This window comes from Rhizobium sp. NFR03 (genome assembly GCF_900111275.1).
Lineage (GTDB): Bacteria > Pseudomonadota > Alphaproteobacteria > Rhizobiales > Rhizobiaceae > Ferranicluibacter.
In genome coordinates, this window is the sequence record NZ_FOGR01000005.1 from 126,355 (window position 1) to 137,675 (window position 11,321).

An 11,321-nucleotide genomic window follows, 5' to 3' on the forward strand; every position below is an offset into this window, starting at 1 on the left:
ATCTCCGCATCCGGGCGCAGTCCGCCCTCAGGCGCGGCGGATGGACAGAAGCCGGTATTGGTACGCGCCCTTTGGCCCGTTTTTCGGATAGCTGGAGACGCTGATGCGATCGCCCTGGTTGCCACCGAGGCAGGTGATGGTGGTGTCCGTCATGGACTGGAAGAATGCCACGTGTCCGCCATTGGCGCCATTTCCGGTCCGACGGAAGACGACGATGTCGCCGGCTTGCGGGGCGGCCGTGACGTCGTTACCCCAGCCTTCATCATGCCAGGACATTGCCCACTTGCTGTCCGTGCCCTTGATGCCCGCTTGCTCGACGCAAAAGTTGACGAAGGATGAGCACCATGGCGTTTCGTCCGGCGCCTTTCCGCCCTTGGTGGTCGCGTGGTACATGACGATCCGGGGGTTGTGCTGTGATCCGGGAATTTCCGCGACGCCCGACGCCAGTTCCGCCTTGGCGATGTCGATCGGCTTCGATGTGATGCTGCCGGTGAAGGCCAGCGGGAGGCCACCAATCTCTGCCTTGAGATAGGAACTGTGCATATAGCCGTCCGACACGCCGTCGCCCTGGATGTCGATCTGCATCCAGTCGCCGATGCGTTTCACGCCGCGTACGAGGGTATCCAACGGGTATTTCTGAATAACGCCGAAGGATTCTCCGGGGCCAGCCCGCAGGTTGAGGCCACTGCGTGCGGTGATGGTGTAAGTGGCGGATGCGCCGACGGTGCGCGGTGTTTCTACCGGGCCTTCAGCCGAGAATTGACCGAAGCTTGCCGCTGCCGAATTGAAGACGTTGCCGTCATAGTCGATGCCGCCGAACGGGAGGTCCTGCTCCATGTCCTTCTGGAAAAGGGTCCAGAGACCGTCTCTCAACGCGCTTCGCGTGCCTGACCATCCGAGCGAGCCGGAGAGCCAGATGAGATCCACGAGACCCGCGTCGTGAAGTCTGCGGGCGACAAGACCCGACCCATAGACGCCGAGGACATAGCGTCCGCCAAGCTCGATTTTCACCTTCTCGAAGTAGCGTGCGATCTGGGCGAGATCGGCCGGCGCGACATAGTCGTGATCGACCGCGAAATAGATGCCGGAGCCCGTGGGTTGGCCGAGTTCCGTCGCCAGTTTTAAGGCGCGCCGCGCATCGCGAATGCCATTGGCGTCGGAGAGATCGCTCAGTCTGCCGTTCGCGCCGCCGCCGGCCTGAAACACGACGGCCACGCTGAGGCCGGCTCCATGGAGGGCAGCAAGCTCACCTTTGCTCAGGCACTTCGACGGCAGCGAACTGCTATTGCGGTTGTTGTAGTAGCGGATCACGGAGACGACCCCGAGATCGGCAAGCTTCTGCGCATAAGGCCCGACATTGTGGGCGACGTCGATGATCTGCTGCATGTCACTTCTCCCGTTTTCCGGAAAATTAGACATGCCGCAGATAAATATCAACCTAAATTAGATTTAAATAAATAATACAACTCAAGAGGGTTCTTGGTTGTCCGTCTAGGACGTCAGATCGATGACGCCGGCTTCACCTGCTTCCGTCCCGAAAGCCAGCTGCTGGCCCGACTTCGACCAGGCGAAGCCGGAAATCGCACCTTTGCCGGGTCGACGAAGGAGAACTTCCTTGCTGTCGGCAAAGCGAACAGCCAGCACCATGCCGTCGGAATAGCCGATGGCTGCGACCTCTTCGGAGGGGTGGCAGGCGACGTGCGAGACCATGACGTCGGCGCGGGTGCCAAGTTCCAGAGGTGCCTTGCCCATGGGGCCATCCTTGGCCTGGAACGGCCAGACGATGGCGGCGGGCGCTCCGGAGGAAGCGAGCCATTTTCCGCGTGCGGACCACGACCACGACTTTACCTTAGCCGGATAACCACTCATGCGCATATGGCGCGCTTCGGCACCCGGCTTGGTGTCCAGCTTCCACCCGTGCAGGGCGTTCTCCTGCATCATGGTAACGACGAAGCGACCATCGGGGGAGAAGGTCACGCCGGTATGCGCGCCCTTCCAGTCCAGATCGATAGCCGGACTCGATGTCGCGACCCAGTGCAGAGAGACACCGTTGTAGCGAGCCAGCGCGATGCGAAGCCCCTTTGGTGCAAAGGCGATGCCCTCGACCGTGCGTTCCTCGGTGAACGTGCGCGTCGTACCGTCGGAAAGCCGGACCGTCGCCATCTTGCCCGTCGTAAAGGCGACAGCGCCTTGCGGGCCGGCGGCAATCTTCGAGATCCACTTGCGCGGCTCGTTGGCCAGTTCCGTCACATCGCCATCGCGCGTGATGCGCAGAACCCGGCCATCCTCGCCGCCTGTCAGCAGCGTGTCGGTCGCGTCGTCGCGCAGCGCGACGAGCAGGCCATCGTGAGCAGGGGTAACCGCATGGCTGCCGTCGAGACGATGCACGAAACCCGCAGCATCGGCAAAGACGGGAACGTCGCCCAGATAGGCGACGCCGACGACATGGGCTTCGAGATCGAGCGGGGCGACGGTCGGCATCAGTTCGGCTTTGCCGCGCAGGCCTGGAAGGTGCGTTCCAGCTTCTCGCGGTCGAGATCGCGGCCGATGAACACAAGGCGGCTCTCGCGCGGCTCGCCTTCCTTCCACGGGCGCTGATGGTCGCCCTCGATGATCATATGCACGCCCTGCACCACGTAGCGATCGGCATCGCCCGCAAAGGCGATGATGCCCTTGAGGCGAAGGATGTTCGGGCCGTCCGTCTGTGTGATCTTCTGGATCCAGGGAAAGAACCGGTCCGGGTTCATCTCGCCGCCACGCAGCGAAACCGACTGCACGGTCACGTCATGAATGTCGGAGGGAGCATGCGCGTGATCATGACCATGAGCATGATCGTGATGATGGTCGTGTCCATGGTGATGGTGGTGGTCGTGGCCGCAATCGGGACCGCAAGCATGATCATGGTCGTGGTCATGATCGTCCTGCTTCAGGAAGTCCGGCTCGTTCTCCAGCGCGCGCTCCAGATTGAACGCGCCCTGGTCGAGGACCTTGGCGAGATCGATTTCCGAGCGCTGGGTGCGATGGATGCGGGCCGACGGGTTGATGACGCGGATCGTCGCCTCGACCTTCGCCAGTTCTTCCGGCGTGACGAGGTCGGTCTTGTTGAGGAGCACGACATCGGCGAAGGCAATCTGGTCTTCGGCCTCGCGGCTGTCCTTCAGGCGCAGCGGCAGATGCTTGGCGTCCACGAGCGTGATGACCGCGTCCAGCTCCGTCTTGGCGCGAACGTCGTCATCCATGAAGAAGGTCTGGGCGACCGGAACGGGATCGGCGAGGCCGGTCGTTTCCACGATGATCGCATCGAAGCGGCCCGGGCGCTTCATCAGGCCTTCGACCACGCGGATCAGGTCGCCACGCACCGTGCAGCAGACGCAGCCATTGTTCATCTCGTAGATTTCTTCGTCCGACTCGACGATCAGATCGTTGTCGATGCCGATCTCGCCGAATTCATTGACGATGACCGCATATTTGCGACCATGGTTTTCCGAGAGGATGCGGTTCAGCAGGGTCGTCTTGCCGGCACCGAGGTATCCGGTAAGGACGGTGACGGGGATTGGCTTCTGGACGGTTGCTTCGGACACAGGTGCTTCGGACATGGGAAACCTCGAGGGGCAGAGGAGGGGTGCCCACCGGCGCGCCGGAGGGCGGCCAATGCGCGGGATCGTCGGGGTGATATAGGAGATGGCGCACGGCAGTGCAAATGCTCGGCCGCAGATATTCCATCCTTTATAACATTACATGCCCCGACGGTTCAGTCATCGAACAATGCGAGGTCGAACGCATCCACATCTGCGAGGAGAGCGAGGAGGCCGGAGACCGCGTGATCCAGCAATCGTTCGCCGCGCTCGGCCGTGGCCATGGCGGCGTTGCCGGCCGCGCCTTTCGGGTTGAGGTCGCGCATGCGCCAGCCAAAGGCGTGGGGGCCGTAAGCGCGGAGATGCGCGAACTGTGCCTGCCATTCGCTCTGGCGAGAGGAGAAGGCCTCTGCGCGCATCTGGTCGACCTTGTCGGGATGCAGGGCGAGCATGACCGAGGTTTCGATATCGCCGCCATGGATGTCGATGGATCTGGCGGCCGGATCGATCCAGCCTTCGGGCTGGCCGAACCGCGTCCAACTGGTGGCGACAGCCAGCATGTCGTAGCGCACCCGGGCTTCCGTCGCGACGATGGTCATCAAAGGGGCATTGCCGCCATGGGCGTTGAGCATCACCAATTTGCGGATGCCCTGCGCCCGCAGGTGCCCGGCAATGCCGAGCCATCGCTCGACGGCTTCCTCGTAAGTCAGCGTCCGCGTTCCCGCGACATCCACATGCTCGATCGAATAGCCTACCGGTTCCGTCGGAAGGAAGGTGACCGGCAGATCGCCACGGGCAGCAATGAGGCGCTTCACCACGCCGTCGGCGATCAGCGTGTCGGTCTCGAATGGCAGATGGGGCCCATGCTGCTCGTGTGCGCCCAGTGGCAGAACGGCGATCCAGCGGGCGCGCAGGGATGGGGCCAGTGCCGGATCGTTATCCGCCCAGCGGGCTGCGGGTCTCGTCATGGCATGTCTTTCCTGGGCAGTATCCCGGCAATTGGCGTCTCGCAAGGTCTTGCGGCCCTATTGTCATATGAGTCATACAAGCTCGACAAGGCAGTGCAAGCCTTCGGCAGGCAGGGGAGCGAGCATGGGCAAGAAAGACAAGTCCGAGAAGAAAGCCAAGCAGAAAAAGATCAAGATCGACAAGATCGCGGATCACACCGGCGTAGACGGAGAGGATGCTCCGGATGAAGCGTCCGCCCCGGTTCTGGCACCTCTGCTGGCACAGGCGGCTCGTTCCATGCGAACCGTCCTGTCGCGCAATCTTCTGGAAAGCGGCCTTTACGCCGGACAGGACGGCGTGATGCTGGCGCTGGCGGAGACAGACGGCATGACCGCCGGCGCGCTTGCGGGCCATCTCGGCGTCAAGGCGCCGACGATGACCCGCACCATCGGTCGCATGGAAGCGCAAGGGTTCCTCGAGCGCAAGGCCGATGCGGACGATGCCCGGCTGACCAAGGTCTATCTGACAGCGAACGGCCGCGAGCGGCTGCAAGCCATCGAGGCTGCGGCGGACCTATCGGAAACGACGGCGCTGAAGGGCATGACGGACAAGCAGATCCGAACGCTCGCCAAGCTCCTGAAGGTCGTGGATGCCAATCTGCAGGGTGTCGAGTAGGCCTTGCAACAGGCTCTCGCGCAGGGATTGCAGTCTCGATTTAAACAGTTTAAGAGGGTTTAAGGGCGCTTTCAGGCATTGCTAGAGGCGTTGGGGAGATGACCGGGCAAACCGGGAGGACACGTGGCGCAGAAGATCAAGCTGTCGACGATCGCGGAAACACTGGGCGTTTCCACCGCGACCGTTTCCCTCGCACTCCGTGACAGCCCCCTGGTCGCTTCGGTGACGCGGGACAAGATCAAGGATCAGGCGCGGGCGCTCGGCTATATCTACAATCGGCGCGCCGCCAGCCTGCGCACCTCGCGCTCCGGCATCATCGGCGTCGTCGTGCACGACATCATGAACCCTTTCTACGGCGAGATCCTGAAGGCCATCGAGGCCGAACTCGACCGCGACCGCCAGACGTTCATTCTCTCCAATCATTACGACTCGGTCGAAAAGCAGCGCGTCTTCATCGAAACCCTGCTGCAGCTCGGCGGCGACGGGGTGATCATGTCGCCCGCCATCGGCACGCCGCCGGAAGATATCAAGCTTGCCGAAGACAACGGCATGCCGGCCATCCTCGTTGCCCGGTCGATCGAGGGTGTCGATGTCCCGATCTTTCGCGGAGACGACGCCTACGGTATTTCGCTTGCCACCAACCATCTGATCAGCCTCGGCCATCGCTGCATCGCCATGGTCGGGGGAACGGACCTGACCTCCACCGGCCGCGACCGTTATCTCGGCTACGTTCAGGCGCTGCGCAAGGCCAATATCGACGTCGATCCCGATCTGCGCATTCCGGGCCCCCGCTCCATGCAGGGCGGCTTCGAGGCTGCGGTGCATCTCCTGTCGCTGCCGCAGAAACCGACGGCCGTCGTCTGCTGGAACGATCTCGTCGCCATCGGCATGATGAACGGCATTGCGCGTGCCGGCCTCGTGCCGGGACGCGATGTGTCCGTTACCGGTTACGACGATCTCGAAGAAGCTGCCATCGCCACCCCGGCGCTGACGACGGTCTGGAACGGGCAGTCGGACGTGGGTCGCAGTGCCGCGCGTGCGCTGCTCGACAGGCTCAACGGCAGCCACGAGCCGGACGGCATTCACCTGATCAAACCGGAAATGCGCATTCGCCAGTCGACCGGGCCTTTGCGTTTGCAGCAGGGCGACTGATCGATCCGTCTGCGGGTCACCCTTCCGTCGCCGCAAAACCTGGAAACCTGGAGCTTTGGTTGACGCGCGAGATGGGTGCGGTACTTTCCGCTGCGCTCAACTGTTGCCGCCGAAACCTGTTGCGGCCTCTCTCTTCGACGACGCCTGAAAGGATCCCCTCATGTCGCAAGACCGCCCGGTCATTCTCATTCCCGGCAAGATGCATCCGCGCGCGCTCGAACGCATGAGCGATCTCTTCGATGTCCGGCAGATCGAGGGTGTGGATACGAGCCTGATCACACCGGATCTGTCTGCGAGCGTTGCCGGTATCGCGACGTTCAACAAGGTTCCGGCAGCGCTGATGGATGCGCTGGACAATCTGGAGATCGTCTCCAATTTCGGCGTCGGCTATGATGGCGTCGATGCCGGGCACGCCGCCGGCCGCGGCATCGTGGTGACGCATACGCCCGACGTTCTCAACGACGAGGTTGCGGATACGGCGATCGGCCTCCTGATCAACACGCTGCGCCGCCTGCCGGCCGCCGAGCAGTGGCTGCGCGACGGGCGCTGGGTGAAAGACGGGCCGTTCCCGCTCAGCCCACTGTCCCTCAGTGGTCGCAAGGTGGGTTTTTACGGGCTCGGCCGCATCGGGCAGGCGATTGCCCGCCGACTGGAAGGCTTCGGCCTTGAGATTGCCTACCATACGCGCTCGCGTCGTGACGGGGTGGCCTATGCGTATCACGATACGCTGCTGGGTCTCGCGCAGGCGGTGGATACGCTGATCGTCATCGTGCCCGGCAGCGCGGAAACGAAGCATACCGTGAATGCGGAGATCCTGCGGGCGCTGGGAGCGCGCGGCGTCGTCATCAATGTCGGGCGCGGCATCACGGTGGACGAGACCGCATTGATCGCTGCGTTGGAACAAGGTGTGATCGCCGGCGCCGGTCTCGACGTCTTCGAGCGCGAGCCGCATGTGCCGGAGGCCCTGATGGCCCTGCCGCAGGTCTCGCTGCTGCCGCACGTCGCCTCTGCGTCCGTGGACACGCGCAACAAGATGGCCGACCTCGTGGTCGACAATCTCGTTTCGTGGTTCAAGACGGGCAAGGCGCTGACGCCGGTATCCGAAACGCCGTTTACGCGGCCGGCTCGCTAACCGGCTGCTTCGTCCGGGCATAGGCGCGGACAGCCTCGCCGAAGGCCGCGAACAGGTCGTTGGAGGTCTTGTCGCGGCCGACCCAGTATTCCGGGTGCCACTGCACGCCGACGGCAAAGGCCTTGGCGCCGATGACGGACACGGCTTCCACGGTACCGTCGTCCGCGACCGCTTCCACGGCAAGGTTCGGGGCAAGATCTGAAATGGCTTGCCGGTGCAGGGAGTTGACCTGCACCGCGCCGGCGCCGACCACGCCTGCAAGGCAGCTTCCCGGCTCCACCATCACGGTCTGGCGAATGCCATAGGCAATGTCGAGATCCTTCACGTCGGGCTTGCGATGGTCCTGCCGACCGGGAAGATCCTGAATTTCCGAGGCGAGGGTGCCGCCGAGCGCGACGTTCAGTTCCTGTATGCCGCGGCAGATGGCAAGCACCGGAATGCCGCGGGCGAGAGCCCGGCGGATCAGGGGCAGACTGGTGGCGTCGCGACCGGGATCGAACGGCCCATCTGCCTCCACGGCCTCCCGCCCATAGAGCGTCGGGTGCACATTGGAGCGCGAGCCGCTGACCAGAAGACCGTCCACGCGATCGAGAATCGCATCCGGCTCGTTGCCGGCCTCAAGGGCTGGCACCAGAAGCGACATGACGCCCGAGCCGTTCAGGGCGGCGCGCACATATTGATGCGGGGCGGCATGCCAGACATTGCCCTCGATCTCGCGGAAATCGGCGGGTATGGCGATGATCGGCTTCGGCATGGGGTTCTCCGGGTGCGTGGGGTTTCTCTTTCGACTTGCCGGGAACCTGCCGCGCCGTCAATGCCTCGCTTTACGAGGAAAATTCTGTCCTGCCCGCGCGACGTGTTCCTGCGTAAGATGCGCCTGTCGCTCTCACCTCCCGCAGTCTACGGGCCTTGACGTCGTCGGAGAGTGCGGGCATGTCTTGATACCAAGAGGTGCCGCGTTTTGCGGCTTGGAAACCTGGCGGGAGAGAGACAATGGCCGAACATCACACGGGACCTTCCGAAACCGGTGCGCCCATGGATTATCCCGAGCACGAGAAGACCTATCTTCACTTCCTGAGCGCTGCGAAGTTCCTGACCATCTTCTGCGTGGCGCTGTTGATTGCCATGGCAGCTGCCTTCTTCACGAGTGCGGGCTGGTTCACGGGCTTCGTGCTGTTCGTGCTGCTGAATGTCGCTGGCGTCGTGCTTCTGCGTTAACTTTCTACCGCCCGACGCCACCATTGGTCCGTTGACGAAAACTCGTTGTATCTCTGCGTGATTTGCTCTTAGCTGCCGGCGTTGCCCAAGCAGCGAGAGGGATCAGGATGACGGAAACGACACGGCCGCTCGGCGCGACGATCAACGGACGATGGACGCGGTTTGCCGTGCGCTCGCAGACGGCCGAGCGCATCGAGCTTTGCCTTTTTGACAGCGACGGCGAAACCGAGCTGCGCCGCGTGTCGATGGGTCGCGAGGAAGGCGACGTCTTCGCGCTCACGCTGCCGGATGCACCGGTCGGAACCCGTTACGGCCTGCGCGCCCATGGTGCATATGACCCCGATCGCGGTCTGTGGTTCGATCCGGCGAAACTTCTTGTGGATCCTTACGCGCTGGAACTCGACCGGCCTTTCCGTCACGACCCTCGCCTGACGCAGTTCGGTGCGGAGACGGCCGATCTCGTGCCGAAAGCGCTGGTCACCAAGGCGCCGAAAGCCCGCGTCGCCCCGCCCCGCTTCGCAAAGGACGGTGTGATCTACGAGGTGGCGGTGCGGCCCTTCACCGTGCTGCATCCGGATGTGCCGGACGAACAGCGCGGAACCGTCGCGGCACTGGCGCATCCAGCCATCATCGCTCACCTCAAGCGTATCGGCGTCTCCGCGGTCGAGCTGATGCCCATAACGGCCTGGATCGACGAGCGCCACCTGCCGCCGCTCGGCCTGACCAATGGCTGGGGATATAACCCCGTCGCCTTCATGGCACTCGACCCGCGTCTGGTGCCCGGCGGCCTGATCGAGCTCAGGGATACGGTCGCTGCGCTGCATCGCGAGGGCATCGGCGTCATTCTCGATCTCGTCTTCAACCATTCGGGCGAAAGCGACAGGCAGGGAGCGACGATCTCCATGCGCGGCCTCGACAACGCCGTCTACTACCGTCATGCAGCGGGCCAACCCGGGCAACTGATAAACGACACCGGCTGCGGCAACACCATCGCCTGCGACCATCCGACGGTCCGCTCGCTCATTCTGGATACGCTGCGTCACTTTGTCAGCGCGGCCGGCATCGACGGTTTCCGTTTCGATCTCGGCTCCATTCTCGGACGGGATGCCGACGGCTTCCGACGGGATGCAACCCTCCTGACGGAGATGCTGGCCGACCCGCTTCTAAAGGATCGCGTGCTGATCGCCGAGCCTTGGGATATCGGGCCGGGCGGCTACCAGCTGGGCCATTTTCCGCCGCCTTTCCTCGAATGGAACGATCGCGCGCGCGACGACATCAGGCGCCTGTGGCGCGGCGACGGGTGGATGATCGGGTCTCTTGCCGGCGCGCTGGCCGGTTCCTCCGATATCTTTTCGCACCATGGAGGCACGCGCAGTCGTAGCGTGACCTTCATTGCCGCGCATGACGGCTTCACGCTGATGGATCTCGTTTCCCATAACCACAAGCACAATGACGCAAATGGCGAGGACAACCGCGATGGTCACAACGAGAACCATTCCTGGAACAACGGTGCCGAAGGGGCGACCGACGATCCCGGCATCGTTGCGGCCCGCACATGCCATGTGAAAGCGCTGCTTGCGACGTTGTTTGCCACCCGCGGCGCCATCATGATCACCGCTGGCGATGAGTTCGGGCGGACGCAGCAGGGCAACAACAACGCCTATTGTCAGGATAATCCGATCACCTGGCTCGACTGGGCATCAGTGGACGAAGCGCTGATATCGCAATGCGCGGCCCTCGGCGAACTCCGCCATCGTTTCGATGTGTTTGAGGGCGACAGCTTCTTCACGGGACGGGGCGATGTTACCTGGGTTCGCCTGGACGGCAAGCCAATGGAGGTTGCGGACTGGGAGGGCGAGCGCACGGACGGGCTCGTCATGATCCTCTCGACCCGCGACGCCACGACGCGCAAGGCCTGCCGGCTGGCCGTGGTGTTCAATCGCGCTCCTGTGGCGGCAGCGCTGACGCTTCCGGGCAAGGGGTGGCAGTCGCTTTTGCCGGACGCGGGGACGCAGACGGAGATTTCGGCCCGCTCGGTCGGCTGGTACGTCGCGCCGGGACGCGTCTGAACGACTGCGAATGCTGTAACGGGAATGATCGAGATGGATGTGGACGATACGAAGAGGGCCAGCGTCAGGGAGATCGCGCTCGCAGAGGTGAAGGACCTTGTCGGTCAGGAGGTCGGGATTTCCGACTGGATCACTGTCTCGCAGGATATGATCGACCGCTTTGCCGATGCGACGGAGGATCACCAGTTCATCCATACCGATCCTGTGCGCGCTGCGGCCGAGACGCCCTATGGCGGCACGATCGCGCATGGCTTCCTGTCGCTCTCGCTTCTCTCGGCCATGAACTACAACTGCCTGCCTGTCGTGCGCGAGCAGACGATGGCGATCAATTACGGTTTCGACAAAGTGCGCTTTCTCACGCCGGTGCGGTCCGGCGCGCGGGTGCGCGGTCACTTCACCCTCACGGAAGCAAGGTTCCGCGGCGCGGGCATGCTCGTCGTCACCTATGACGTCTCTGTCGAGGTGGAACACGAGGTCAAGCCGGCGCTGACCGCGACCTGGCTGACGATCATCCAGTTCGATCCGAAGGACCGGCCGGAGGATGCCTGAGAG

General features: G+C 63.3%; 11 protein-coding genes. 6 read left to right on the plus strand and 5 right to left on the minus strand.

Going from position 1 to position 11,321, the window contains the following annotated elements; all coding sequences use genetic code 11:
* Positions 1–27: 27 nt before the first annotated feature.
* The 4 genes from BSG19_RS16945 to BSG19_RS16960 form a co-directional block, all read right to left on the minus strand.
* Entirely contained in the window at positions 28–1,386 is a 1,359-nt protein-coding gene (locus BSG19_RS16945) for a TIGR02594 family protein (protein ID WP_170866022.1), read from the minus strand.
* 105 nt (positions 1,387–1,491) lie between these two features.
* A complete protein-coding gene (locus tag BSG19_RS16950) occupies positions 1,492–2,481 on the minus strand; it encodes a WD40 repeat domain-containing protein (protein ID WP_092989229.1) in 990 nt (329 codons plus the stop codon).
* On the minus strand, positions 2,481–3,581 hold the full coding sequence (locus tag BSG19_RS16955) for a CobW family GTP-binding protein (protein WP_092989451.1): 1,101 nt from the start codon (positions 3,579–3,581) through the stop codon (positions 2,481–2,483). The genes BSG19_RS16950 and BSG19_RS16955 overlap by 1 nt, the downstream gene beginning before the upstream one ends.
* Before the next feature lie 170 nt (positions 3,582–3,751).
* Positions 3,752–4,543, minus strand: coding sequence for a creatininase family protein (locus tag BSG19_RS16960; protein ID WP_092989230.1), 792 nt, complete (start codon positions 4,541–4,543; stop codon positions 3,752–3,754).
* A 124-nt stretch (positions 4,544–4,667) separates the two neighbouring features.
* On the opposite strand from BSG19_RS16960, the gene BSG19_RS16965 reads away from it, so the two are divergent.
* The 3 genes from BSG19_RS16965 (at position 4,668) to BSG19_RS16975 (ending at position 7,482) form a co-directional block, all read left to right on the plus strand.
* Complete coding sequence (locus BSG19_RS16965; protein WP_092989231.1) at positions 4,668–5,198, plus strand: MarR family winged helix-turn-helix transcriptional regulator; 531 nt, start codon at positions 4,668–4,670, stop codon at positions 5,196–5,198.
* A gap of 123 nt (positions 5,199–5,321) precedes the next feature.
* Complete coding sequence (locus BSG19_RS16970) at positions 5,322–6,350, plus strand: LacI family DNA-binding transcriptional regulator (RefSeq protein ID WP_092930444.1); 1,029 nt, start codon at positions 5,322–5,324, stop codon at positions 6,348–6,350.
* Positions 6,351–6,510: 160 nt separating this feature from the next.
* The gene (locus BSG19_RS16975; protein WP_092989232.1) at positions 6,511–7,482 is read left to right on the plus strand and encodes a 2-hydroxyacid dehydrogenase; all 972 of its coding nucleotides are present in this window, start codon (positions 6,511–6,513) and stop codon (positions 7,480–7,482) included.
* On the opposite strand, the gene BSG19_RS16980 is transcribed toward BSG19_RS16975, so the two are convergent.
* On the minus strand, positions 7,463–8,236 hold the full coding sequence (locus BSG19_RS16980) for a gamma-glutamyl-gamma-aminobutyrate hydrolase family protein (RefSeq protein ID WP_092989233.1): 774 nt from the start codon (positions 8,234–8,236) through the stop codon (positions 7,463–7,465). The two genes, BSG19_RS16975 and BSG19_RS16980, sit on opposite strands and share 20 nt — an antisense overlap.
* A 239-nt stretch (positions 8,237–8,475) precedes the next feature.
* Between BSG19_RS16980 and BSG19_RS16985 the strand changes: the two genes are divergently transcribed.
* The 3 genes from BSG19_RS16985 (at position 8,476) to BSG19_RS16995 (ending at position 11,318) form a co-directional block, all read left to right on the plus strand.
* Entirely contained in the window at positions 8,476–8,700 is a 225-nt protein-coding gene (locus BSG19_RS16985; protein WP_092930438.1) for an aa3-type cytochrome c oxidase subunit IV, read from the plus strand.
* Positions 8,701–8,807: 107 nt separating this feature from the next.
* Complete coding sequence (gene glgX / locus BSG19_RS16990) at positions 8,808–10,769, plus strand: glycogen debranching protein GlgX (protein ID WP_092989234.1); 1,962 nt, start codon at positions 8,808–8,810, stop codon at positions 10,767–10,769.
* 33 nt (positions 10,770–10,802) lie between these two features.
* Positions 10,803–11,318 (plus strand): MaoC family dehydratase, encoded by a 516-nt coding sequence (locus tag BSG19_RS16995; RefSeq protein ID WP_092989452.1) that lies wholly within the window; start codon positions 10,803–10,805, stop codon positions 11,316–11,318.
* The last annotated feature ends 3 nt before the right edge of the window (positions 11,319–11,321 follow it).